This window comes from Streptomyces sp. NPDC007907, from assembly GCF_042959365.1.
In the GTDB taxonomy this organism is placed as follows: Bacteria; Actinomycetota; Actinomycetes; order Streptomycetales; family Streptomycetaceae; genus Streptomyces; species Streptomyces indiaensis.
The window spans coordinates 222,797-246,634 of sequence record NZ_JBIBKR010000004.1 but is presented as its reverse complement, the minus strand read 5'-3'; the positions used below and the strand labels follow the sequence as shown (position 1 = coordinate 246,634).

The window sequence follows — 23,838 nt, the reverse complement described above, 5'->3', positions numbered from 1 at the left end:
CAGCCACGCCACGACCCCGCCGCTGCCCCGCCGCGACCCGAGTGACACGAGTGACCACGGTCACGGCAGAGCCCACCGACAGCCCGATCAACTTAGGTTAGGCTTACCTAAGTACTGGACGCCGGAGACCAGCCCACCCCGTCCCACACCGGACCGTCCCCACCGGAGGACCCCCACATGCGCTCGCACCTGCTCAACGACACCACCGCGGAGCAGTACCGCCGCTCCGTGACCGACGGAGTCGAGCGGGTGGCCGCCAAACTCGCCGCCACCGAACGGCCGTTCACCGGCATCAGCGTCGACGCCCTCGCCCCCCGCATCGACGGGATCGACCTCGACAAGCCGCTGCACGACACCACCGCGGTGCTCGACGAACTGGAGGACGTCTACCTCCGGGACGCGATCTACTTCCACCACCCCCGCTACCTCGCCCACCTGAACTGCCCGGTCGTCATCCCGGCCGTGCTCGGCGAGGCCGTCCTGTCCGCCGTGAACTCCTCCCTGGACACCTGGGACCAGTCGGCCGGCGGCACCCTCATCGAGCGGAAGCTGATCGACTGGACAACCGACCGCATCGGTCTCGGCCCCGCCGCCGACGGCGTGTTCACCTCCGGCGGCACCCAGTCAAACCTCCAGGCGCTGCTGCTCGCCCGCGAGGAGGCGAAGACCGACTCGTCGGCGAAACTGCGCATCTTCGCCTCCGAGGTCAGCCACTTCAGCGTGAAGAAATCCGCGAAGCTGCTCGGGCTCGGCCAGGACGCCGTGGTCTCCATACCCGTCGACCACGACAAGCGCATGCAGACCGTCGCCCTCGCCCGCGAGCTGGAGCGCTGCACGAAGGACGGCCTCGTCCCCATGGCCGTCGTCGCCACCGCCGGCACCACCGACTTCGGCTCCATCGACCCGCTGCCCGAGATCGCCGAGCTGTGCGAGCAGTTCGGCACCTGGATGCATGTCGACGCCGCCTACGGCTGCGGTCTGCTGGCCTCCCTGAAGCACCGGGACCGCATCGGCGGCATCGAGCGCGCCGACTCGGTCACCGTCGACTACCACAAGTCCTTCTTCCAGCCGGTGAGTTCCTCGGCCGTGCTCGTGCGGGACGCCGCCACGCTGCGCCACGCCACCTACCACGCCGAGTACCTCAACCCGCGGCGCATGGTGGAGGAGCGCATCCCCAACCAGGTCGACAAGTCCCTGCAGACCACCCGCCGTTTCGATGCCCTGAAGCTGTGGATGACCCTGCGGACCATGGGCGCCGACGGCATCGGGCAGCTCTTCGACGAGGTGTGCGACCTGGCCCGGGAGGGCTGGCGGATGATCGCCGCCGACCCGCGCTTCGACGTCGTCGTGGAGCCGAGCCTGTCCACCCTCGTCTTCCGCTACATCCCGGCGGCCGTCACCGACCCCGCCGAGATCGACCGCGCCAACCTCTACGCCCGCAAGGCCCTGTTCGCCTCCGGTGACGCCATCGTCGCGGGCACCAAGGTCGGCGGCCGCCACTACCTGAAGTTCACCCTGCTCAACCCCGAGACGCAGGCGTCCGACATCGCCGCCGTCCTCGATCTGATCGCCGGCCACGCCGAGCAGTACCTGGGAGAGTCCCTTGACCGCGCGTCCTGAAAACCCCACCAGACCCCATGACTTCGTGGGCATCGGGCTCGGCCCCTTCAACCTCGGCCTGGCCTGCCTGACCGAACCGATCGACGAACTCGACGGTGTCTTCCTGGAGTCGAAGCCCGACTTCGAGTGGCACGCCGGCATGTTCCTGGACGGTGCCCACCTCCAGACGCCGTTCATGTCGGACCTGGTCACCCTCGCCGACCCGACGTCCCCGTACTCCTTCCTCAACTACCTGAAGGAGAAGGGCCGGCTCTACTCGTTCTACATCCGTGAGAACTTCTACCCGCTGCGCGTCGAGTACGACGACTACTGCCGCTGGGCCGCGGGCAAACTGAGCAGCATCCGCTTCGGCACGACGGTCGCCGAGGTGACGTACGAGGACGAGCTCTACGTCGTGCGGACCACCGCCGGCGACATCTACCGGGCCCGTCAGCTGGTCCTCGGCACCGGCACCCCGCCCTACATACCCGAGGCCTGCCAGGGCCTGGACGGCGACTTCCTCCACAATTCCCGCTACCTCAGCCACAAGGCGGAGCTGCAGAAGAAGGACTCCATCACCCTGGTCGGCTCCGGCCAGTCGGCCGCCGAGATCTACTACGACCTGCTCAGCGAGATCGACGTCCACGGCTACCGGCTGAACTGGGTGACCCGCTCCCCGCGCTTCTTCCCGCTGGAGTACACCAAGCTCACGCTGGAGATGACGTCCCCCGAGTACGTCGACTACTTCCGCGAGCTGCCCGAGGCGACCCGCTACCGCCTCACCGCCGAGCAGAAGGGCCTGTTCAAGGGCATCGACGGCGACCTCATCAACGCCATCTTCGACCTGCTCTACCAGAAGAACCTCGGCGGCCCCGTCCCCACCCGGCTGCTCACCAACTCCTCACTCCACACCGCCCGGTACGACAACGGCACCTACACCCTGGGCTTCCGCCAGGAGGAGCAGGGCAAGGACTTCGAGCTGGAGTCGCAGGGCCTGGTCCTGGCGACCGGCTACCGGTACGCCGAGCCGGAGTTCCTGGCCCCCGTCAAGGACCGCCTGGTCTACGACTCGCAGGGCAACTTCGACGTCGCCCGCAACTACGCGATCGACGTCACCGGCCGGGGCGTCTTCCTGCAGAACGCCGGCGTCCACACGCACAGCATCACCAGCCCCGACCTCGGCATGGGTCCGTACCGGAACGCGTACATCATCCGTGAGCTGCTCGGCAGCGAGTACTACCCGGTGGAGAAGACGATCGCCTTCCAGGAGTTCGCCGTATGAGCGCCGCCACCGGTATCGGAACGCTCACCGTCCGCCCGCTCGACCCGCTGAAGGACGCCGAGCTGCTGCACTCCTGGGTCACCCACCCCAAGGCGGCCTACTGGATGATGCAGGACGCGAAACTCGAGGACGTCGAGCGCGAGTACATGCGGATCGCCGCACACGAGCACCATGACGCCTTCATCGGCCTGCACGAGGGCCGGCCCGCGTTCCTCATGGAGAAGTACGACCCCCGGTACGTGGAGCTGGTCGGGCTGTACGACCCGGAGCCCGGCGACGTCGGCATGCACTTCCTGGTCGCGCCGACCGACCGGCCGATCCACGGCTTCACCCGGGCCGTCATCACGACCGTGATGGAGGAGCTGTTCGCCGACCCGCGCACCCGCCGGGTCGTGGTGGAGCCCGACGTCGCCAACAAGGCAGTACACGCGCTGAACGAGGCCGTCGGCTTCGTGGCCGAGCGCGAGATCGACAAGCCGGAGAAGCGCGCGCTGCTCAGCTTCTGCACGCGTGCGCAGTTCCTGGCCGCCCGAGGAGTAGCCGTATGACCCTGTCCGACGCCGTAGCGCACCTGTCCCCCCACCGCTGGGCGCGGGCCAACCGCCTCCTGATCCGCAAGGCCCTCGCCGAGTTCGCGCACGAGCGGCTGATCACCCCCGAGCAGGACGGTGAGGGTTACGTCGTCCACAGCGACGACGGCCTGACGAGCTACCGCTTCACCGCCACCCGCCGGGCCCTGGACCACTGGCAGGTCGACGCCGAGTCGATCACCCGCCACCGCGACGGCACCGAAGTCCCGCTCGCCGCGCTGGACTTCTTCATCGAACTGCGGAAGTCCCTGGGCCTGAGCGACGCCATCCTGCCGGTGTACCTGGAGGAGATCTCCTCCACGCTCTCCGGCACCTGCTACAAACTCACCAAGCCGAGGACCACGGCGGCCGAACTGGCCCGCGGTGACTTCCAGGCCATCGAGACGGGGATGACCGAGGGCCACCCCTGCTTCGTCGCCAACAACGGCCGGCTCGGCTTCGGCATCCACGAGTACCTGTCCTACGCACCGGAGACGGCGAGCCCGGTCCGCCTGGTGTGGCTGGCCGCGCACCGGTCCCGCGCCGCGTTCACGGCCGGTGTCGGCATCGAGTACGAGTCGTTCCTGCGCGAGGAACTCGGCGCGGAGACCGTCGAGCGCTTCCACGGCGTGCTGCGCGACCAGGACCTGGACCCCGGCGACTACCTGCTGATCCCGGTCCACCCCTGGCAGTGGTGGAACAAGCTCAGCGTCACCTTCGCCGCCGAGGTGGCCCGCCGGCACCTGGTGTGCCTGGGCGAGGGCGACGACGAGTACCTGGCGCAGCAGTCCATCCGGACCTTCTTCAACCGCACCAGCCCCGGCAAGCACTACGTCAAAACGGCGCTGTCGGTCATCAACATGGGCTTCATGCGCGGACTCTCGGCGGCCTACATGGAGGCCACCCCGGCCATCAACGACTGGCTGGCCCAGCTCATCGAGGGTGACCCGGTGCTCAAGTCCACCGGACTGTCGATCATCCGGGAGCGGGCGGCCGTCGGCTACCGGCACCTGGAGTACGAGCGGGCCACGGACCGCTACTCGCCGTACCGCAAGATGCTCGCCGCGCTGTGGCGGGAGAGCCCGGTGCCGTCCCTGGGCGAGGGCGAGTCCCTGGCCACCATGGCGTCCCTGGTGCACGTCGACCACGAGGGCGCGTCCGTCGCGGGCGCGCTGATCGAGCAGTCGGGCCTCGCCCCGACGGAGTGGCTGCGCCGCTACCTCCAGGCCTACTTCACGCCCCTCCTGCACAGCTTCTACGCCTACGACCTGGTGTTCATGCCGCACGGTGAGAACGTCATCCTGGTGCTGAAGGACGGGGTCGTGCAGCGCGCGATCTACAAGGACATCGCCGAGGAGATCGCGGTCATGGACCCGGACGCGGTACTGCCGCCGACGGTCGAGCGGCTGCGGGTGGAGGTCCCGGACGACAAGAAGCTCCTGTCGATCTTCACGGACGTCTTCGACTGCTTCTTCCGCTTCCTCGCGGCGAACCTCGCCACCGAGGGGATCCTGGCGGAGGACGACTTCTGGCGCACGGTCGCGGAGGTGACCCGCGCCTACCAGGAGTCGATGCCCGAACTCGCCGACAAGTTCCGTCAGTACGACATGTTCGCCCCCGAGTTCGCCCTCTCCTGCCTCAACCGCCTCCAACTCCGCAACAACGAACAGATGGTCGACCTGTCCGACCCGTCGGGCGCCCTCCAGCTGGTGGGCAGCTTGAGGAACCCGATCGCGGACTTCTGACCCCACAGACAGACGCGCACCCCCGGTGTACGGTCCACCGGGGGTGCGCGTCTTTCACGGGCGCGGGGAACTGCGCGCCCAGCCCCCACGCACCCGCAGACGATTCACCGCCCCGCAGTGCCCCACGGCACCTGGGGCGACCTGTAATAGTCGATGCCCAGCGCGTCCCACCGCTCCGCCTGCGCGGCAAGCCGCCCCTTGTACCGCTCCCAGTCATGAGAAGCCGCCGACGACCATCCCAACTCGGCGACACCGGGCAACCGCGGAAACGCCATGAACTCGATGTGCTCGGAGTTCTCGAGCGTCTCCGACCACATCGGCGCCTCGACCCCCCGTACGGCCCCGCCCGGCACCCCGGGCAGATACGCCCCGGGATCCCAGTCGTAGGACCGCTTCACCTCGACGTACCCCGCCCACGACAACCCCAGCGGCGTCTCCTTCGTGTACTTCATGTCGAGATACACCCGGTCCGCCGGAGACAGGATCAGCCCCGTCCCGGCCTGCGCGGCCTTCACCACCCGCGCCTTCTCCTCCGCACCGGTGCCGTCCAGCCCCCAGTACTGGGCGAGAGCCCCCTTCGCCGGGGACGCTCCCGTCAGCTGGTGCCAGCCCACGACCGTCTTGCCGTACTTCGCGACGATCGGCTGCACCCGGTCCATGAACTTCACGTAGTCCTCATGGCTCGTGGAGTGCGCCTCGTCGCCCCCGATGTGCAGGTACGCGCCCGGGGTGAGCGCGGCGATCTCCCGGATCACGTCGTCCACGAAGTCGTACGTGACCTCCTTGCCGGCGCACAGCGAGCTGAAGCCGACCTCGGTGCCGGTGTAGAGCGGGGGCGCGACACCGTCGCAGTTCAGCTCGGCGTACGAAGCCAGCGCCGCGTTCGTGTGGCCGGGCATGTCGATCTCGGGGACGACCTCCAGGTGGCGGGAGGCGGCGTACCGCACGATCTCCTTGTAGTCGGCCTTGGTGTAGAAACCGCCGGGACCGCCGCCGACCTCGGTCGAACCGCCGTAGGTGGCAAGCCGCGGCCAGGAGTCGACGGCGATGCGCCAGCCCTGGTCGTCGCTGAGGTGCAGATGCAGTTTGTTGATCTTGTAGAGGGCGAGCTGGTCGACGTAGCGCTTGACCTGCTCGACGGTGAAGAAGTGCCGGGAGACGTCGAGCATGGCGCCGCGCCAGCCATAGCGCGGACTGTCCTTGATCGTGCCGCCCGCGACCAGCCAGGGGCCGGGCTGGACGGTGTCCTTCTCGACGGCCGCGGGCAGCAGTTGACGCAGCGTCTGCACGCCGTGGAAGAGGCCGGCGGGCCGGGCGGCGGTGAGGGTGAGGCCGCTCCGTCCGCTGTCGAGCCGGTAGCCCTCGGCACCGAAGGGGCCCTCGGCGAGGCGCAGCCGGATGCCTCCGGCTCCCCGGGTGGTGACGGGGAGGGGATAGCCGGTCGAGGGGCGCAGGATCGTCGCGAGGTACTCGCCGACGCCCCGGGCCTCGCGGGTTCCGTCGATGCGGATGTGGGTGCCGCGGGTGATCCGGTACGGGGATCCGCCCGGGGTGACGGAGGCGGGCGCGGGGACCACCCGGTCGAGCGGGGTGGTCGGCGCCGGCGGTGCGGGGGCGGCCCCGGTGACCGAGGCGGCCATCGCGACCAGCAGCAGGGGACCGAGCAGGCGGAGCGTTCTGCGGTGCTGTCTCACACGGCCATCTCTCACAAGCGTGTCCCTTCACGAGCCGTCGAGCTCCAAGAGGTCTGGACCAGACTCTCGTGAGTCGGGTGGAACAATCCACCCCATGGCGGAAATCATCCAGAAGGACGGCACATGGGCCTTCGACGGGGACGCGCTGCGGCTGACTCCCGGACGGGACAAGAACGTCAGTCTGTTGCGCAGAGAACTGGGTGAACTGGTCGTTCCGTTAGGGGCGTTGGCCGGTGTCTCCCTGGAGCAGGGCAAGAAGTCGGGGCGGCTCAGGCTGCGGTTGCGGGACGGCGCCGACCCGCTGCTGCACGCCACCGGCGGCCGGCTCACCGAGCCGCACGACCCGTACCAACTGGTCGTGGAGTCCGACCGGTACGGCGTCGCCGAGTACTTCGTGGACGAGGTGCGCAGCGCCCTGCTCCTCGACCAGGTCCCCGCCGGGCCGGTCGACGCGTACCTGCTGCCGGGCCCCTCCGTCCCCCTGTCGGTCTCCGCCGGGGACGGCACCGCCGGCTTCGACGGCGAGCGCATACGGCTGGAGTGGAACTGGAAGACGGAGGACGCCAAGGCCGCGGCCGGCACCCGCACGCTCGCCCTCGCCGACATCACGGGCGTGGAGTGGCACCCGGCGGCCGGTCTGGAGAACGGCCATCTGCGCTTCACCGTGCGGAACGCGCCCACCAAGGCCCCGCCCAAGTACGACCCGAACGCGGTGGAACTGTGGGGCTTCAAGAAGGACCCGCTGATGGCGCTGGTCGCGGCGGCGGTCCAGGCCAGGCTTCCGCACCCGGCCCGGGCCGCCGCCGACCCGGTGGACGCGCGACCGGAGCCGCCTTCCGCTTCGGTCGCGTCGTCCGAGGCCGACCACGACGCCCTGCTGCGCCGCCTGCGCGAACTCGGCGAGCTGCACCGCTCGGGGGTGCTGACGGACGAGGAGTTCACCCTGGCCAAGCAGGCGATCCTCAAGCGGATGTAGCACGCGGCTACTTCGCCCGGCGCACCACCGTGAAGTGGTCCACCTGGTCACCGCTCTCGGCGATGCCGCGCACCGTCAGCGTGGCCAGGTGCCCCTTCGGCGCGGGGGTGACGTCCACGCGCAGGAAGGAGTAGTCGAGGTAGCGCACCCGGGACCAGGCGACAGTCTCGTTCTGCTTGCCGCCCTCGACGTTGACGAAGGAGGCGACGGAGTCCACGTCGTGTTCGTTGCCCTCGTACGACAGCGGGGCGCTGAAGGCGTAGAGGCTGCGGCCGGCCGCACCGGCCGTCACGTACACCACGCCCTCGGTCTCGGGGTAGGCCGTGCCGCCGATCGGGAGCTTCTTGGCGACCTTGTTCCCCTTGATGACGTCGGTGCGCTCGTACTGGTGGTTGTGGCCGTTGACGACCAGGTCCACGGTGTACTTCTCGAACAGCGGCACCCACTCCTGCCGGACCCCGCCCTCGGAGGCGTGGGCGGTGGAGGTGCAGTAGGCGCAGTGGTGGAAGAACACGACGATGAAGTCGACGTCGCGGGAGGCGCGGTACTTCTTCAGCTGAGCCTCCAGCCACTTGGTCTGGGTGCCGCCGGAGATGCCGAGGTTGGCCGGGATCTCGAAGGAGATGTCGTTGGCGTCGAGCGAGACGACGGCCGTGTTGCCGTGGACGAAGGAGTAGACGCCCGGCAGGTTCTTCTTGTCGGGGCCGTTGTCGGGCAGCGTCCAGCGGGCCTCCTCGCCGCCGTAGCCGTTGGGCGAGTACCAGGCCTCCATGTCGTGGTTGCCGTAGGCGGGCATCCACGGGACGGACCTGGCGACGGACTCGGTCCGGGCGAGGAACTGGTCCCAGATCCGGGAGTCGAAGCCGGTGTCGGAGGTCCGGCCGGAGCCGGAGGGGTCGGCGTAGGCGATGTCGCCGGCGTGCAGGTGGAAGGCCGGGTTCTGGCCGAGCAGCAGGATGTTGTTGGCGAGGCCGTGGTAGCCGACGCCCTCGTCACCGAAGGCCGTGAAGGTGAACGGCGCCTTGTGCGCGGGGGCGGTGGTGAAGGTGCCGAGGGTCCCGAGCAGGTGCGGTGCGGCCGGGTCGAAGCCCTGGTGGCCGACGCCGTAGTAGTGGGTCCGGCCCGGCTTGAGACGGCTCAGCCTGGCGTGGACGTAGTACTGAGTGTGGTTGCCGCTCGCGCCGATGCCGGCGGGCGTGAACAGGGTGCGGACCTCGGCGTCGATCGTGCGGGAGAGGTCCCCGGGGTGGGCGCCGATGCGGAGGAAGGGCTTCTTGACGGCGACGGGAACCTGCCAGGAGACGGTCATCTCGGTGCGCGGGTCGGCGCCGTAGGCGAGGTGGCGGCCGAAGGGGGCGACGTGAGCGCCGTCGACGGCCTCGGCGGCCGGGGCGGTGCGGGCGGTCGGCACGGCGGCCCGGGCGGTGGCACCGGGCACGAACGCGCCACCCGTGACGGCGCCGAGTGTGACGGCACCGCCTCTGATCATCGTGCGCCTGGAGAATCTTGTGCGCAGGTACTCGTGCTGCTCGGCCATGCTCATGCGCTCGGCGAGCGGCTCGGGTACGCCCATACGAGGAGTGTCCATGGCGTCCAAAAATCGACGCCTCGGGCAACGGGATGCCGGACGTCCGGTGGACGGGCCACGAACAAGCGCTCATGACGGGTTCAATGTTCCCCCAAGGACTCCCCACAGACATCTGCCTGAAATCGGGCAGGATTCTTGCGTAAGCGGCTTCGGTAGCTCAGGATCTAGCGAGTGCACGACGAACTCGTTGATCACCTGACGCGGTCCACCGCCCTCGGCCGGGGCGAGGCGCTGCGTGTGATCCAGGACGTGCTCGCCTACTTCGACGAGACGACCGAGGAGTACGTCCGTCGCCGCCACCGCGAGCTCCAGGCCCAGGGCCTGGTCAACGCGGCGATCTTCGAACGGATCGAGGCGGACCTCAAATACCGCGCGGTGGCCCCGCCGGAGCTCTCGCTCCGGCAGCTGCGGCGCATCGTCTACGGCTAGGAATACGTATACATGTGCGGAATCGTCGGTTACATCGGGAAGCGTGACGTCGCGCCCCTGCTCCTGGAGGGCCTGCAGCGCCTGGAGTACCGCGGCTACGACTCCGCGGGCATCGTCGTCACGTCCCCGAAGACGTCCGGCCTGAAGATGGTCAAGGCCAAGGGCCGCGTCCGCGACCTCGAGGCCAAGGTCCCGGCCCGCTTCAAGGGCACCACCGGCATCGCCCACACCCGCTGGGCCACCCACGGCGCCCCGTCCGACGTGAACGCCCACCCGCACCTGGACGCCGAGGGCAAGGTCGCCGTCGTCCACAACGGCATCATCGACAACGCTTCCGACCTGCGCCGCAAGCTCGAGGCGGACGGCATCGAGTTCCTCTCCGAGACCGACACCGAGGTCCTCGTCCACCTCATCGCCCGCTCGCAGGCGACCAAGCTGGAGGACAAGGTCCGCGAGACCCTCCGGGTCATCGAGGGCACGTACGGCATCGCCGTCATGCACGCCGACTTCCCCGACCGGATCGTCGTCGCCCGCAACGGCTCCCCGGTCGTCCTCGGCATCGGCGAGAAGGAGATGTTCGTCGCCTCCGACATCGCCGCGCTGGTCTCCCACACGCGGCAGATCGTCACCCTCGACGACGGCGAGATGGCAACTCTGAAGGCCGACGACTTCCGCACCTACACCACCGAGGGCACCCGCACCACCGCCGAGCCCACCACCGTGGAGTGGGAGGCCGCCTCCTACGACATGGGCGGCCACGACACGTACATGCACAAGGAGATCCACGAGCAGGCCGACGCCGTGGACCGCGTGCTGCGCGGCCGCATCGACGACCGCTTCTCCACCGTGCACCTGGGCGGCCTCAACCTGGACGCCCGCGAGGCCCGGCGGATCCGCCGCGTGAAGATCCTCGGCTGCGGCACCTCGTACCACGCGGGCATGATCGGCGCCCAGATGATCGAGCAGCTGGCCCGCATCCCCGCCGACGCCGAGCCGGCCTCGGAGTTCCGCTACCGCAACGCGGTCGTCGACCCCGACACCCTCTACGTGGCGGTGTCCCAGTCCGGCGAGACCTACGACGTGCTGGCCGCCGTGCAGGAGCTCAAGCGCAAGGGCGCGCGTGTCCTCGGCGTGGTGAACGTCGTGGGCTCGGCGATCGCCCGTGAGGCCGACGGCGGCATCTACGTGCACGCCGGACCCGAGGTCTGCGTCGTCTCCACCAAGTGCTTCACCAACACCACGGTCGCCTTCGCCCTGCTCGCCCTCCACCTGGGCCGCACCCGCGACCTCTCGGTCAGCGACGGCAAGCGGATCATCGAGGGCCTGCGCAAGCTGCCCGCCCAGATCTCCGAGATCCTCCAGCAGGAGGAGGAGGTCAAGAAGCTGGCCCTGCAGTTCGCCGAGGCCCGCTCGATGCTCTTCATCGGCCGTGTCCGGGGCTACCCCGTGGCCCGTGAGGCCTCCCTGAAGCTCAAGGAGATCTCCTACATCCACGCCGAGGCCTACCCCGCCTCGGAACTCAAGCACGGCCCCCTGGCCCTGATCGAGCCGGCCCTGCCGACGGTGGCGATCGTCCCCGACGACGATCTGCTGGAGAAGAACCGCGCCGCCATGGAGGAGATCAAGGCCCGCAGCGGCAAGATCCTCGCCGTGGCCCACCAGCCCCAGGAGAAGGCCGACGAGACGATCGTCGTCCCCAAGAACGAGGACGAGCTGGACCCGATCCTGATGGGCATCCCGCTCCAGCTCCTGGCGTACCACACGGCACTGGTACTCGGCCGCGACATCGACAAGCCCCGCAACCTCGCCAAGTCGGTGACGGTGGAATAAAAGCTCTCCCCACCGAAGCGGTCATTGAGGAACCCCCGCGGCGAGCCACCACGTCCGCGAGAGCGGCGCCGGTTTAGGCGCAAAAAGGGGACGGACCCCCATGTGCTGCCACCAAGGCACAGGGGGTCCGTTTTCATCGTCGGGAAGCCGCCCAACTCCCCGACGTCGGCTGCCGATTCAGCCGGTGGCCGTCACCCCCCGGCCGGCAGCCCGCCGCGAAAGCGCCGCAGGCCAGTGCGCCGACGCCGCAGTCGCCGCGTACCAGGCCACCGCACCCGCGGCGACGGCGAACCAGCCGCCCGCCTTGGTGAGCCCGTCGTTGCCCGCGAACTCGGCGACCGCCATGAGCAACAGGGCGACGAAGAACAGCCCGTACACGCCGCGCCCCAGCCGGTCCCCGCCCGCGAGCGTCAACGACAGGGCCACCAGGGCGAACAACAGCAGGAACACCCCTGCCCCGTTGCCGCGGGCGCCGTCGGACACGGCCCACGTGAACCACAGCGCCCCGAGCACCGAGAACGCCGGACCACCGGCGGCGTCCCCTTCCCGCAGGGCCACGAGGCCCGCGACGAACAGGGCGACTCCGCCCACGTACTGGGCGATTGACACTGCGTCAGCGGCCGAGACGCCGTCGATCACCGCGGTGTGCCCCAGCCCGAAGGCCAACAGGGTGATGGCGAGGGCGAGTCGACCGGCCACGGTCGTGATTCCGCGTCCCGCGGAGGCGTCTTCGTCCACGGCGGGCTCCCTTCGTGCACGTGCAGTTGTGCGGTGCTCCGTATATGCCCTTCACAAGGGCACAAACACCTCTGCGCGCGAGGAGATTCGCGCGGTGCACCAAGGGAGTTGAAGCTCAGGGAATGACGATGACGGGCCGCTGCGCCCGCTTGGCGAGCCGCCCCGCGACCGAGCCGAAGATGCGCCCGACGATGCCGTGGGTGGAGCCGACGACGATCGCGTCGGCCTCGTACTCACGGCCGACCTCTTCGAGTTCGTGGCAGATGTCGCCGCCGCGCTCGACCAGGATCCAGGGCACCTCGGCGAGGTAGTCCGCACAGGCCAGCTCCAGACCGAGCACCTCGGTGCGGTGGTCCGGCACGTCCACGAACACCGGCGGCTCACAGCCGGCCCACACCGTGGTCGGCAGCCGGTTGGCGACGTGGACGATGATCAGGCCCGATCCGGAACGATGGGCCATCCCGATCGCGTAGGCCAGGGCGCGCTCACTGGACGTGGAGCCGTCGAAGCCGACGACGACCCCGTGCTTGAACGCGGGATCGCAGGAATGGCGTGGCTCTTCCGCCGCCAGGGGCTCGGCCGCCGTGGGATCGGCGACGGGCCGCTTGCGGTCCGCGGGTTCGAAGAATTCGTGACCGGCCATGGCTGTCTCGGCGTCGTGATCCTTATACGGGAGGGACAACATGTGCGGCGGAGCTGTGTCCGGGATTGGTCTTCCCGACCCCATACCCCCAAGGGTACGGCGGCACGCCTCCTTAGCCCAGATCCCGCTCACTGTGCGTGCGGGTTCCAGGGAGCATGCACGAGGCACCGCCCGTAACGCAATGGTTGCTGCGCTGTACAGGCGGTTTGCACGGGATTCACTGACCCGTGACGGTGATCGGTGCAGCCAGTGACCGACGCCCGGGCCGCGCGTTGAACTCCGTGAGTCACGCCACAGGGAGCCCGCATGTCCGCACCACGCCCCGCCGCCGAGGCGGACCGCGCGACCCCGCCGCCGCGGGACACCGTGACGGATGTGGTTCGCTGGGCGGCCTTCAGCTGCCTGCTCGTCCCGGTGGTGCTCCTCGGCTACGGCACCTCTCTCGCCGGCGCCGCGGGCACCGCCCTCGGGCTCGCGGCCGTCACGGGCGCCTGCCGGATCCTGCTGCGCCAGTCCGAGCGCGGCGCGGCGCGCCTCGCGGCGGAGGACCGGGCACCGCACCGGGGACGGCGCCACCGCACCGGAACGGGCTCGCACCGCGGCGGACGGCGTACCGGCGGAGATACACCGGTCGGCTGACCGGTTTCCGCGCACGCACACAGCGGTTTTCAGCCAACTTCTCATACCTGTGCATCACCCCGCCCGACCACCCCCCAACCCCCGTTCGACCTGCACGGAAAGGACCCCGGGGGGTCTGCGCACCCTACGTGGATTGGCCACTGCGACAAGGCGCACTTCCCTGCACGCCCCACGAGTGCAACGCTTCGTGATCGAATGCTTCACGCCAAGTTGCCAAGTCGACAATGTGCCGAGGGCCATACCGGCCACTTCGGCACGACGGCACACAGTAGATTCGATCTTGACTACGGCGGGGGACTCGTGCAGGACCGAGGGGAAACGTGCAGGAGCGACACAACCGAGGAGCCGCGACCACCGAGGGGGGCTTAGCAGTATGAGCCACGACTCCACTGCCGCGCCGGAAGCCGCGGCCCGGAAGCTTTCCGGGCGACGTCGCAAGGAGATCGTCGCGGTGCTGCTGTTCAGCGGCGGCCCCATCTTCGAGAGTTCCATACCACTGTCGGTGTTCGGGGTTGACCGCCAGGACGCCGGCGTACCGCGCTACCGACTACTCGTGTGCGGAGGCGAGGAAGGCCCGCTGCGGACCACAGGGGGCCTCGAACTCACCGCACCACACGGCCTGGAAGCGATCTCACGCGCGGGCACGGTCGTCGTACCGGCCTGGCGTTCGATCACTTCCCCGCCTCCGGAGGAGGCGCTCGACGCGCTGCGCCGCGCCCACGAGGAGGGCGCCCGCATCGTCGGACTGTGCACCGGCGCCTTCGTCCTCGCGGCGGCCGGCCTGCTGGACGGCCGTCCCGCGACGACCCACTGGATGTACGCACCGACGCTGGCCAAGCGCTACCCGTCAGTGCACGTGGACCCGCGTGAGCTGTTCGTCGACGACGGCGACGTGCTCACGTCGGCGGGCACGGCCGCGGGCATCGACCTGTGCCTGCACATCGTGCGCACGGACCACGGGAACGAGGCCGCCGGGGCCCTGGCCAGGCGACTCGTCGTGCCACCGCGCCGCAGCGGCGGGCAGGAGCGCTACCTCGACAGGTCTTTACCGGAGGAGATCGGCGCCGACCCGCTCGCCGAGGTCGTCGCCTGGGCGCTGGAGCACCTCCACGAACAGTTCGACGTGGAGACCCTGGCGGCACGCGCGTACATGAGCAGGCGTACGTTCGACCGCCGCTTCCGCTCGCTGACCGGGAGCGCTCCGCTGCAGTGGCTGATCACGCAGCGGGTCCTCCAGGCGCAGCGCCTGCTGGAGACGTCGGACTACTCGGTGGACGAGGTGGCCGGCCGCTGCGGCTTCCGGTCGCCGGTCGCCCTGCGCGGGCACTTCCGCCGCCAGCTGGGCTCGTCCCCGGCCGCGTACCGGGCGGCCTACCGCGCCCGGCGCCCCCAGGGCGAGCGGCCGCAGGAGACCGAGAGCGCTCCGGGCGGCCCCGGGCCCGGCATGCCGGGCCATCCGGGCCACGCCGGGCACCCCGGCCAGCCCGGCCAGGCACCGGCCCCGCTCCACCCGGAGCACCCGGTGCCGCTGCAGTCCCGCCGTGCGGCGGCGGCGAGCGCGGTCGGCCAGTCCCCGGCTCTGTCGGGGAGCCTGCCCGGGCAGCGCAGCGCACCGTGAACCGGTAGCCGCGGGGCCCGCGAGGAGCACCCCTCCCCGCGGGCCCCGCGGCTTTCGCGGTAGGGGCGGCCCCGCCGGAAGCGGCGGGCCGTAAGGTTAGACACATGAACGATCGCATGGTGTGGATCGACTGCGAGATGACCGGCCTCTCGCTGTCGGACGACGCGCTCATCGAGGTGGCCGCCCTCGTGACCGACTCCGAGCTGAACGTGCTCGGGGACGGCGTGGACATCGTCATCCGGCCGCCGGACCAGGCGCTGGAGACGATGCCGGACGTGGTGCGTCAGATGCACACCGCCTCCGGGCTGCTCGAGGAGCTCGCCGCCGGGACGACCCTGAAGGACGCCGAGGACCAGGTCCTGACGTACGTGCGGGAGTTCGTCAAGGAGCCCGGCAAGGCCCCGCTGTGCGGCAACTCCGTCGGCACCGACCGCGGCTTCCTGCTGCGGGACATGCCGACGCTGGAGAACTACCTCCACTACCGGATCGTCGACGTGTCCTCGATCAAGGAGCTGGCGCGCCGCTGGTACCCGCGGGCCTACTTCAACAGCCCGCAGAAGAACGGCAACCACCGCGCGCTCGCCGACATCCGCGAGTCGATCGCGGAGCTGCGGTACTACCGCGAGGCCGTGTTCGTCCCGCAGCCCGGCCCCGACTCGGACACCGCGCGGACGATCGCCGCGAAGCACGTCCTGCCTGGTCAGTAGGCAGGACGGGGACACGAGGAGGGGCCCGGAGAAAGGCGTGCGCGAGCACCCCTTCGGACCCTGTACACTTTTTCTCGGCCGGTCGGGGACCACACTGATCTCCAAGCCGGTCATGGTGGGTGTAGCTCAGCTGGTAGAGCACCTGGTTGTGGTCCAGGATGCCGCGGGTTCGAGTCCCGTCACTCACCCTGAGCCTTCAGCCGGTGGCCTCGAAAGAGGCCACCGGCTGAAGCGTTTTCAGCGTGCCGCTCGGCGTGGCGTCCACGGGCCGGGGCTACCGTCGGCGGCATGGACGCTGGGCGGACCGGATGGCGTGCGTGTGTGCTCGGCGGGGCGGTGTTCGCCGTCTGCATGGCCGGCACCACGCTGCCGACTCCCCTCTATCCCCTCTACCAGGACAAGTTCGGCTTCTCCGAGCTGACGGTGACCGTGGTGTACGCCCTGTACGCCTTCGCGGTGATCGCTGTGCTGCTGCTGGTCGGCAACGCCTCGGACGCCGTCGGCAGGCGACCGGTGCTGCTGTGCGGCCTGGCGTGCGCGGCGGCGAGCGCCGTCTGCTTCCTCAGCGCCGGGGGCCTCGGCTGGCTGTACGCGGGGCGGCTGCTGTCGGGGCTGTCCGCCGGGCTGTTCACCGGGGCCGCCACGGCGTACGTCATGGAACTCGCGCCGCCGGGCGGTGCCTCCCGGGCCACGTTCGTGGCGACGGCGGCCAACATGGGCGGGCTGGGCTGCGGTCCCCTGCTCTCCGGACTGCTCGCACAGTACGCCCCCTGGCCGCTGTACCTGCCGTTCGTCACCCACCTCGCCCTGGTCGCCGCCTCGGCCGCCGTGCTGCTGTGGCTCGCGGAGACCGTACGGGAGCGGCAGCCGCTGCGCACCGTACGACCGCAGCGGCCCGCGCTGCCACCGCGGGTGCGGGCGGTGTTCGGGCCCGCCGCGACCGCATCCTTCGTCGGATTCGCCCTGTTCGGGGTGTTCACCTCGGTCAGCCCGGCCTTCCTCGTGGAGTCCCTGGACGTGGCCGACCACGCCGTGAGCGGGCTGATCGTCGCGCTGGCCTTCTTCTCCTCCACGGCCGGGCAACTGGCGGTCGGCCGGGTCGGCGTGCGGCGCTCCCTGCCGCTCGGCTGCGCCGGGCTCCTCGCCGGACTCGCGCTGCTCGCCGGTGCGCTGCGTTGGGACCAGATGGCCCTGCTGATCGCCAGCGCGCTCGTCGGCGGGATCGGCCAGGGCCTGGCGTTCCGCGGAGCCCTGTCCGACGTGGCCGAGGCGTCCCCCGCGGACCAGCGCGCGGCGGTGATCTCGACCCTGTTCGTGGTGGCCTACGCCGGCATCTCCGTCCCGGTGATCGGCGTCGGCCTCCTGACCGACCCGATCGGCCTGGAGGGCGCCGGACTGGTGTTCATCGCGTCCATGGCGGTCCTGGTCGTGGTGGCGGGGGTGTACCTGGTACGACGACTGGTGCCGGCTCGGGTGTGAGCGGTGCGAAAAGACGGGCCGGTGGGCGGAAGGCCGCTCACGACGACGACCGGGACACCAGTTCCGTGGCCAGGACCATCTGGCGGCGTTCCAGGCCGCGGGACGCCAGGGGGCGGCGGTCGGCGACCTCGGTGAGCAGGAGGTCTGTCATCCGGCGGCCCATCTCCTCGATGGGCTGCCGGACGCTGGTGAGCGGCGGCTCCATGTGGCGGGCGATGGCGGAGTCGTCGTAGCCGACGAGCGCCACGTCCTCCGGGATGCGGCGGCCCGCGTCGCGCAGCGCCCGCCGGGCCCCGGCCGCCGTGACGTCGGAGGCGGCGAAAACCGCGTCGATGTCGGGGTGGCGCTCCAGCAGGACCGTCATGGCCCGGTGCCCGCCCTCCTCCGTGAAGTCCCCCGCCTCGATCAGCCCCTCGTCCACCCCGAGGCCGGCGTCGCTCATGGCGTCGCGGTAGCCGTCGACACGGCGCTGGGCACCGTAGACGTCGAGGCGGCCGGTGATGTGGGCGACCCGGCTGCGGCCCCGGGACAGCAGGTGCTCGACGGCCTGGCGGGCACCGCCGTAGTTGTCCGAGTCGACCGAGGGCAGGGTCTCCGCCGCCGAGCGCGGGCCGCTGATCACCGCCGGGATCTCCAGCTGCGCCAGCAGATCGGGCAGCGGATCGTCGGCGTGCACCGAGACCAGCAGGACGCCGTCCACACGGTGGGCCGCCAGGTACTGGGCGAGCCGGGCGCGCTCCCGGTCGCTGCCCGCGAAGATCAGCAGCAGCTGCATCTCCGTGTCGGACAGCGCCGCCCCGACACCCTTGAGCATGTCCGAGAAGTACGGCTCCGCGAAGAACCGGGTCTCCGGCTCGGGCACGACCAGCGCGATCGCGTCCGTACGGTTGGCGGCCAGGGCACGGGCCGCGGTGTTGGGGACATAGCCGAGCTCCGCGACCGCCGCCTCGACGGCGGCCCGGGTCGCGTCACTCACCCGGGGCGAGCCGTTGATCACCCGTGAGACGGTGCCCCGGCCGACACCGGCGCGCGCCGCCACCTCTTCGAGGGTGGGCCGGCCACCACTTCGCCCCCGCGCTCCGTGGGTTGCCATGGGCTCCGCCTTCCCGTCCACACCCGCACTCTGCGACTGGCCTGGAATTTAACAGGCCCGTCGACCGTGCCGGCCTCCGCCGAGGACTCACCGCCCCGGTCTTCCGTTTCGGCCGAACGCCCCGGTGCGACCGGCGGTCCGACTGGCTCGATTCCATGGGCCCGGCCCCCGACCGAGTCCGGTCCTGGGTCCAGTTAACAGCCCGGTAACTGAACACATCTCTCCCTGTCCGGTCCCTTGACACCCCCGCCGCGACCGGGGACTCTTCAACACATCACTGGTGGGAGCGCTCCCACAGTACCTGACACATACACAACCCGCACGTTCCCCGCCCGAGCCTTAAGCGCGTAAAACGGTCCGACACAGCAGTTGGCCGGGGGGTCGGCACGTCAGGGCAACAGGAGGACGACATGCGAGCACGCATCCGAACCGCCCGCAAGGCGATGGTCGTCGCGGCCGTCGCGTCGCTGGGCGCCGGGCTGCTGGCCGGCTGTGCCGACGACGGCAAGGACGACGGCTCCGGTTCCTCGTCGGGCGGCGACAGCGGCGGCAAGACCACGATCTCGGTGGGCCTGTTCGGCACCATGGGGTTCAAGGAAGCCGGCCTCTACGCCGAATACGAGAAGCTCAATCCGAAGATCAAGATCGAGCAGAACGTCGTCGAGCGCAACGAGAACTACTACCCGGCGCTGCTGAACCACCTGACCACCAACAGTGGCCTGCTGGACGTCCAGGCCGTCGAAGTCGCCAACATCGCCGAGGTCACGGCCACCCAGGCCGACAAGCTCGAGGACATGTCCAAGGCGCCGGGCGTGGACAAGAGCAAGTGGCTGCCCTGGAAGTGGCAGCAGGCCACCACCAAGGACGGCAAGACGGTCGGCCTCGGCACCGACGTCGGCCCGATGGCGATCTGCTACCGCACGGACCTCTTCAAGCAGGCCGGTCTGCCCACGGACCCGGCCGAGGTCGGCAAGCTGTGGTCGGGTGACTGGGCCAAGCTCGTCGAGGTCGGCGAGCGGTACAAGGCGAAGGCCCCCAAGGGCACCTTCTTCATGGACTCCCCCGGCGGTCTGATCCAGGCGATCCTGGGCAGCGAGAAGGAGAAGTTCTACGACTCCTCCGGCGAGATCATCTACAAGTCGAACCCGGCCGTGAAGGCGGCCTTCGACCTGACGTCGGACGCGGCGAAGAAGGGTCTCGTCCAGTCGCAGACGCAGTTCCAGCCGGGCTGGAACTCGACGATCGCCAACAACAAGTTCGCCGCCATCGCCTGCCCGCCGTGGATGCTGGGCACGATCAAGGGCAACTCCAAGCCGGACGCGGCCGGCAAGTGGGCCGTGGCCACCGCGCCCAAGGGCGGCAACTGGGGTGGCACCTTCCTGACCGTGCCGAAGAGCGGCAAGAACGTGAAGGAGGCCCAGAAGTTCGTGGCCTGGCTGACCGCTCCGGAGCAGCAGGCGAAGCTGTTCAAGGTGCAGGCCAGCTTCCCGAGCGCCCCGTCCGCCTACGCCATGCCCGAAGTGACCGGCGCGACGAATGAGATGACCGGTGACCAGAAGATCGGCCCGATCTTCGCCGAGGCCGCCAAGGCCGCCCCGGTCCAGGTGATCGGCCCGAAGGACCAGATCATCATGCAGGGCCTGACGGACAACGGCGTGATCCTGGTGACGAAGGGCAAGTCCGCCAAGGACGCCTGGAACTCCGCGGTCAAGACCATCGACAACAAGCTGGACCAGTGACCCGGATGGACACCCGTCACGACACCGCCGCGCTCCCCATGCAGGGGGGCGCGGCCCCGGGCCGCCCACCCGAGGACGCCGCCGCCGAGAAGGCGCGGCGGCGCCGGGACCGGTTGTCCCGGCGCTGGCAGCGGGACATCCGCTGGAGCCCGTACGCGTTCGTGTCGCCGTTCTTCCTGCTGTTCGTCGCGTTCGGCCTGTTCCCGCTGCTGTACACGGGCTGGGCGTCGCTGCACCAGGTCGAGCTGACCGCGCCGACCGACATGGACTGGGTGGGGCTGCGCAACTACACCCGGATCTTCGACGACGACTTCTTCTGGAACGCGGCGAAGAACACCCTGACCATCGGCATCATCTCCACGGTTCCGCAGCTGCTGATGGCGATGGGCATCGCCCACATCCTCAACTACAAGCTGCGTGCCTCGACCTTCTTCCGGGTGGCGATGCTCGCGCCGTACGCGACGTCGATCGCCGCGGCCTCGCTGGTGTTCGTGCTGCTCTTCGGCCGCGACTACGGCGTGATCAACTGGGTGCTCGACATGGTCGGCATCAACCCGGTCGACTGGCAGAACGACAAATGGCCCTCACAGATCGCCGTTTCGTCGATCATCATCTGGCGCTGGACCGGTTACAACGCGCTGATCTACCTGGCCGCGATGCAGGCGATCCCGCAGGATCTCTACGAGTCGGCCGCCCTGGACGGGGCCAACCGCTGGCAGCAGTTCATCCATGTGACGCTGCCGTCGCTGCGTCCGACGATCCTGTTCACCTGTGTGGTCTCGACGATCGGGGCGAGCCAGGTCTTCGGTGAGCCGCTGCTGTTCGACGCCAACAAGGGCACGTCCGGTGGCGCGGAGCACCAGTTCCAGACGCTCGGTCTGTATCTGTACGAGCAGGGCTGGGTCGCCCAGCACCTGGGCCGTGCCTCGGCGATCGCCTGGACGATGTTCCTCATGCTGATCGTCATCGGCATCGTCAACTACGTCATCTCGCGCCGGCTGCGCGCCAGTAGTTAAGGAGTGTGGCCGTGACGACGACTGTGACGCCCCCGGACACCAAGTCCGTCGAGACGCCCAAACGCCCCCGGCTGCCGAAGTCCGCGCGGGCGGGCGGGCAGTTGCACGGCGGTCCGATCGCGTACGCGATCCTGATCGTGTTCACTTTCGTGTCGCTGTTCCCGCTGGTGTGGACGGCGATCGCCGCCTCGCGTGACAACCAGCGGCTGGCGCAGACGCCGCCGCCGTTCTGGTTCGGTTCGGGTCTGTTCGACAAGCTGGAGATCGCCTGGAAGGACGCCAATCTGGGTGAGGCGTTCTTCAACACCACGATCGTGGCGGGCACGTCGGCGCTGACCATCGTCTTCCTGTCGACGATCGCCGGTTTCGCCTTCGCCAAGCTGCGGTTCAGGGGCCGTGGCGCGCTGATGCTGATCGTGATCGGCACGATGATGGTGCCGCCGCAGCTGAGTGTGATCCCGCTGTACATGATGGTCGCCAAGCTCGACTGGACCGACCAGTTGCAGGCGGTGATCCTGCCGTCGCTGGTGAGTGCGTTCGGTGTGTTCTTCATGCGGCAGTACCTGATCCAGGCGCTGCCGGACGAGATCATCGAGGCCGCCCGCGTGGACGGCGCGAGCAGCTGGCGTGTGGTGTGGCACGTGGTGTTCCCGGCGGCCCGGCCGGCGATGGCCGTGCTCGGGATGCTGACGTTCGTGCAGACGTGGAACGACTTCATGTGGCCTTTCCTGGTGCTGACCCAGATGGGAAACCCGACCGTGCAGGTCGCGGTCGCGGGTCTGGGCCGCGGCTACACCCCCGACCAGTCCCTGATCATGGCGGGCGCGCTGCTGGGCACGCTGCCGCTGCTGCTGGTCTTCGCGATCTTCGGCAAGCAGATCGTGGGCGGCATCATGCAGGGCGCCGTCAAGGGCTGAGCCCTGCTTTCCCGGGGGCCGAGCCATTGCCGCCTCGGCCCCTTTCCCCCCATCCGCTCGTCGGTCCACACGACCCCTTTTGGGAGCGCTTCCATGCCTGACTCCGAGAACCCGGCCACTCCGGTGACCTTCCCGCCCGCCTTCCTGTGGGGCGCGGCGACGTCCGCGTACCAGATCGAGGGTGCGGTGCGGGAGGACGGCCGGACGCCGTCGATCTGGGACACCTTCAGCCACACGCCGGGCAAGACCGTCGGCGGCGACCACGGTGACATCGCTGTCGACCACTACCACCGCTACCGCGACGACGTGGCGTTGATGGCGGAGCTGGGCCTGGGCGCCTACCGCTTCTCCATGTCGTGGTCGCGGGTGCAGCCGACCGGCCGGGGCCCCGCCGTGCAGAAGGGTCTGGACTTCTACCGTCGGCTGGTGGACGAACTGCTGGCGAAGAACATCAAGCCGGCCATCACGCTCTACCACTGGGACCTGCCGCAGGAGTTGGAGGACGCGGGGGGCTGGCCGGAGCGTGACACGGCGTACCGGTTCGCGGAGTACGCGCAGATCGCCGGGGAGGCGCTGGGCGACCGGGTGGAGCAGTGGATCACGCTCAACGAGCCGTGGTGCAGCGCGTTCCTGGGGTACGCCTCCGGGGTGCACGCCCCGGGCCGTACGGATCCGGCGGCCTCGCTGCGTGCCGCGCACCATCTGAATCTGGCGCACGGGCTGGGCGCGTCCGCGCTGCGGTCGGTGATGCCGGCCCGCAACACGGTCGCGGTGAGCCTCAATTCCTCGGTGGTGCGGCCGCTTTCGCAGGATCCGGCGGATCTGGAGGCGGTGCGCAGGATCGACGACCTGGCCAACGGTGTGTTCCACGGGCCGATGCTGCACGGGGCGTACCCGCAGTCGCTGTACGTGGCGACGGCGGGCCTCACGGACTGGGGCTTCGTCCTCGACGGCGACCTGGAGCTGATCAACCAGCCGTTGGACGCGCTGGGGCTCAACTACTACACGCCCTCGCTCGTCTCGGCGGCGGACGTGTCGGCGAAGGCGCCGCGCGCCGACGGTCACGGGGCGAGCGACCACTCGCCGTGGCCGGCCGCGGACGACGTGGCGTTCCACCAGACGCCCGGCGACCGCACGGAGATGGGCTGGACGATCGACCCGACGGGCCTGCACGAGCTGATCATGCGCTACACGCGTGAGGCGCCGGGGCTGCCGCTGTACATCACGGAGAACGGCGCGGCCTACGACGACAAGATCGACTCGGACGGCCGGGTGCACGACCCGGAGCGGGTCGCCTACCTGCACGGCCACCTGTCGGCGGTCCGCCGTGCCATCGCCGACGGCGCGGATGTCCGGGGCTACTACCTGTGGTCGCTGATGGACAACTTCGAGTGGGCGTACGGCTACGGCAAGCGCTTCGGCGCGGTGTACGTGGACTACGCGACGCTGGAACGCACGCCGAAGACGAGCGCCCGGTGGTACGGCCGGGCGGCCCGGACCGGGACGCTGCCGGAGGTCGAGGCGGTCTGACCGGCGG

General features: G+C 69.7%; 20 protein-coding genes and 1 tRNA gene. 16 read left to right on the top strand and 5 right to left on the bottom strand.

Translation table 11 applies throughout. The features are described from left to right. Nucleotides 1-177 precede the first annotated feature (177 nt). From desA to ACFZDI_RS17480, 4 genes are read left to right on the top strand one after another with little or no spacing between them, the layout of a single operon-like run. A complete protein-coding gene (desA, locus tag ACFZDI_RS17495; RefSeq protein ID WP_391251451.1) occupies nt 178-1,620 on the top strand; it encodes a lysine decarboxylase DesA in 1,443 nt (480 codons plus the stop codon). Beyond that, nucleotides 1,604-2,881, top strand: coding sequence for a SidA/IucD/PvdA family monooxygenase (locus tag ACFZDI_RS17490; protein WP_391251449.1), 1,278 nt, complete (start codon nt 1,604-1,606; stop codon nt 2,879-2,881). The genes desA and ACFZDI_RS17490 overlap by 17 nt, the downstream gene beginning before the upstream one ends. Next, complete coding sequence (locus ACFZDI_RS17485) at nt 2,878-3,429, top strand: GNAT family N-acetyltransferase (RefSeq protein ID WP_391251447.1); 552 nt, start codon at nt 2,878-2,880, stop codon at nt 3,427-3,429. The genes ACFZDI_RS17490 and ACFZDI_RS17485 overlap by 4 nt, the downstream gene beginning before the upstream one ends. Further along, nucleotides 3,426-5,195, top strand: a complete 1,770-nt coding sequence (locus tag ACFZDI_RS17480; protein ID WP_391251445.1) for an IucA/IucC family protein — start codon at nt 3,426-3,428, stop codon at nt 5,193-5,195. Before ACFZDI_RS17485 ends, ACFZDI_RS17480 begins: the two co-directional genes overlap by 4 nt. 104 nt (nt 5,196-5,299) lie before the next feature. On the opposite strand, the gene ACFZDI_RS17475 is transcribed toward ACFZDI_RS17480, so the two are convergent. Beyond that, nucleotides 5,300-6,889 (bottom strand): family 20 glycosylhydrolase, encoded by a 1,590-nt coding sequence (locus tag ACFZDI_RS17475; protein ID WP_391251443.1) that lies wholly within the window; start codon nt 6,887-6,889, stop codon nt 5,300-5,302. A gap of 94 nt (nt 6,890-6,983) precedes the next feature. Between ACFZDI_RS17475 and ACFZDI_RS17470 the strand changes: the two genes are divergently transcribed. Then, on the top strand, nt 6,984-7,865 hold the full coding sequence (locus tag ACFZDI_RS17470; protein ID WP_391251441.1) for a DUF4429 domain-containing protein: 882 nt from the start codon (nt 6,984-6,986) through the stop codon (nt 7,863-7,865). Nucleotides 7,866-7,872: 7 nt separating this feature from the next. Here the strand turns inward: ACFZDI_RS17470 and ACFZDI_RS17465 are convergent, their stop codons facing one another. Continuing rightward, nucleotides 7,873-9,438, bottom strand: a complete 1,566-nt coding sequence (locus tag ACFZDI_RS17465) for a fibronectin type III domain-containing protein (RefSeq protein ID WP_391251439.1) — start codon at nt 9,436-9,438, stop codon at nt 7,873-7,875. A gap of 186 nt (nt 9,439-9,624) precedes the next feature. Here ACFZDI_RS17465 and ACFZDI_RS17460 point away from each other — a divergent pair, with 186 nt between their 5' ends. Together ACFZDI_RS17460 and glmS are read left to right on the top strand one after the other, a co-directional pair. Next, entirely contained in the window at nt 9,625-9,882 is a 258-nt protein-coding gene (locus ACFZDI_RS17460; RefSeq protein WP_030838058.1) for a hypothetical protein, read from the top strand. Between the two features lie 12 nt (nt 9,883-9,894). Then, on the top strand, nt 9,895-11,712 hold the full coding sequence (gene glmS / locus ACFZDI_RS17455) for a glutamine--fructose-6-phosphate transaminase (isomerizing) (protein ID WP_234847838.1): 1,818 nt from the start codon (nt 9,895-9,897) through the stop codon (nt 11,710-11,712). A 177-nt stretch (nt 11,713-11,889) separates the two neighbouring features. Here glmS and ACFZDI_RS17450 read toward each other — a convergent pair whose 3' ends face one another. After that, nucleotides 11,890-12,450: a GPR1/FUN34/YaaH family transporter gene (locus ACFZDI_RS17450; RefSeq protein WP_391251436.1), complete on the bottom strand. Its 561-nt coding sequence runs from the start codon at nt 12,448-12,450 to the stop codon at nt 11,890-11,892. A 115-nt stretch (nt 12,451-12,565) separates the two neighbouring features. Continuing rightward, nucleotides 12,566-13,093, bottom strand: coding sequence for a universal stress protein (locus tag ACFZDI_RS17445; RefSeq protein ID WP_010047889.1), 528 nt, complete (start codon nt 13,091-13,093; stop codon nt 12,566-12,568). Nucleotides 13,094-13,399: 306 nt separating this feature from the next. Between ACFZDI_RS17445 and ACFZDI_RS17440 the strand changes: the two genes are divergently transcribed. The 5 genes from ACFZDI_RS17440 (at nt 13,400) to ACFZDI_RS17420 (ending at nt 17,536) form a co-directional block, all read left to right on the top strand. Beyond that, nucleotides 13,400-13,732, top strand: coding sequence for a hypothetical protein (locus ACFZDI_RS17440; RefSeq protein ID WP_391251434.1), 333 nt, complete (start codon nt 13,400-13,402; stop codon nt 13,730-13,732). A gap of 373 nt (nt 13,733-14,105) precedes the next feature. Next, nucleotides 14,106-15,350, top strand: a complete 1,245-nt coding sequence (locus ACFZDI_RS17435) for a helix-turn-helix domain-containing protein (RefSeq protein WP_234847841.1) — start codon at nt 14,106-14,108, stop codon at nt 15,348-15,350. Nucleotides 15,351-15,454: 104 nt separating this feature from the next. Then, nucleotides 15,455-16,057 (top strand): oligoribonuclease, encoded by a 603-nt coding sequence (gene orn, locus ACFZDI_RS17430; RefSeq protein WP_234847842.1) that lies wholly within the window; start codon nt 15,455-15,457, stop codon nt 16,055-16,057. Nucleotides 16,058-16,172: 115 nt separating this feature from the next. Beyond that, a tRNA-His gene (locus ACFZDI_RS17425) sits at nt 16,173-16,245 on the top strand. Nucleotides 16,246-16,345: 100 nt separating this feature from the next. Further along, entirely contained in the window at nt 16,346-17,536 is a 1,191-nt protein-coding gene (locus ACFZDI_RS17420) for an MFS transporter (protein ID WP_391251432.1), read from the top strand. 37 nt (nt 17,537-17,573) lie between these two features. Here ACFZDI_RS17420 and ACFZDI_RS17415 read toward each other — a convergent pair whose 3' ends face one another. Further along, the gene (locus tag ACFZDI_RS17415) at nt 17,574-18,629 is read right to left on the bottom strand and encodes a LacI family DNA-binding transcriptional regulator (protein WP_234847844.1); all 1,056 of its coding nucleotides are present in this window, start codon (nt 18,627-18,629) and stop codon (nt 17,574-17,576) included. A gap of 410 nt (nt 18,630-19,039) precedes the next feature. Here ACFZDI_RS17415 and ACFZDI_RS17410 point away from each other — a divergent pair, with 410 nt between their 5' ends. From ACFZDI_RS17410 to ACFZDI_RS17395, 4 genes are all read left to right on the top strand, one after another. After that, nucleotides 19,040-20,368, top strand: a complete 1,329-nt coding sequence (locus ACFZDI_RS17410) for an ABC transporter substrate-binding protein (RefSeq protein ID WP_234847845.1) — start codon at nt 19,040-19,042, stop codon at nt 20,366-20,368. A gap of 5 nt (nt 20,369-20,373) precedes the next feature. Next, entirely contained in the window at nt 20,374-21,384 is a 1,011-nt protein-coding gene (locus tag ACFZDI_RS17405; RefSeq protein ID WP_391252259.1) for an ABC transporter permease subunit, read from the top strand. 11 nt (nt 21,385-21,395) lie between these two features. Next, complete coding sequence (locus tag ACFZDI_RS17400; protein ID WP_234847846.1) at nt 21,396-22,301, top strand: carbohydrate ABC transporter permease; 906 nt, start codon at nt 21,396-21,398, stop codon at nt 22,299-22,301. Nucleotides 22,302-22,394: 93 nt separating this feature from the next. Then, nucleotides 22,395-23,831, top strand: coding sequence for a GH1 family beta-glucosidase (locus ACFZDI_RS17395; RefSeq protein ID WP_391251429.1), 1,437 nt, complete (start codon nt 22,395-22,397; stop codon nt 23,829-23,831). The last annotated feature ends 7 nt before the right edge of the window (nt 23,832-23,838 follow it).

Excerpts from the sequence above, each read along its gene's own strand:
- ACFZDI_RS17420 (WP_391251432.1), top strand. The coding sequence starts at position 16,346 with ATGGACGCTGGGCGGACCGGATGGCGTGCGTGTGTGCTCGGCGGGGCG.
- ACFZDI_RS17415 (WP_234847844.1), bottom strand. The coding sequence starts at position 18,629 with ATGGCAACCCACGGAGCGCGGGGGCGAAGTGGTGGCCGGCCCACCCTC.
- ACFZDI_RS17435 (WP_234847841.1), top strand. The coding sequence starts at position 14,106 with ATGAGCCACGACTCCACTGCCGCGCCGGAAGCCGCGGCCCGGAAGCTT.
- ACFZDI_RS17470 (WP_391251441.1), top strand. The coding sequence starts at position 6,984 with ATGGCGGAAATCATCCAGAAGGACGGCACATGGGCCTTCGACGGGGAC.
- ACFZDI_RS17395 (WP_391251429.1), top strand. The coding sequence starts at position 22,395 with ATGCCTGACTCCGAGAACCCGGCCACTCCGGTGACCTTCCCGCCCGCC.
- ACFZDI_RS17485 (WP_391251447.1), top strand. The coding sequence starts at position 2,878 with ATGAGCGCCGCCACCGGTATCGGAACGCTCACCGTCCGCCCGCTCGAC.
- ACFZDI_RS17405 (WP_391252259.1), top strand. The coding sequence starts at position 20,374 with ATGGACACCCGTCACGACACCGCCGCGCTCCCCATGCAGGGGGGCGCG.
- ACFZDI_RS17465 (WP_391251439.1), bottom strand. The coding sequence starts at position 9,438 with ATGGGCGTACCCGAGCCGCTCGCCGAGCGCATGAGCATGGCCGAGCAG.
- glmS (WP_234847838.1), top strand. The coding sequence starts at position 9,895 with ATGTGCGGAATCGTCGGTTACATCGGGAAGCGTGACGTCGCGCCCCTG.
- orn (WP_234847842.1), top strand. The coding sequence starts at position 15,455 with ATGAACGATCGCATGGTGTGGATCGACTGCGAGATGACCGGCCTCTCG.
- ACFZDI_RS17480 (WP_391251445.1), top strand. The coding sequence starts at position 3,426 with ATGACCCTGTCCGACGCCGTAGCGCACCTGTCCCCCCACCGCTGGGCG.
- ACFZDI_RS17445 (WP_010047889.1), bottom strand. The coding sequence starts at position 13,093 with ATGGCCGGTCACGAATTCTTCGAACCCGCGGACCGCAAGCGGCCCGTC.
- ACFZDI_RS17410 (WP_234847845.1), top strand. The coding sequence starts at position 19,040 with ATGCGAGCACGCATCCGAACCGCCCGCAAGGCGATGGTCGTCGCGGCC.
- ACFZDI_RS17440 (WP_391251434.1), top strand. The coding sequence starts at position 13,400 with ATGTCCGCACCACGCCCCGCCGCCGAGGCGGACCGCGCGACCCCGCCG.
- desA (WP_391251451.1), top strand. The coding sequence starts at position 178 with ATGCGCTCGCACCTGCTCAACGACACCACCGCGGAGCAGTACCGCCGC.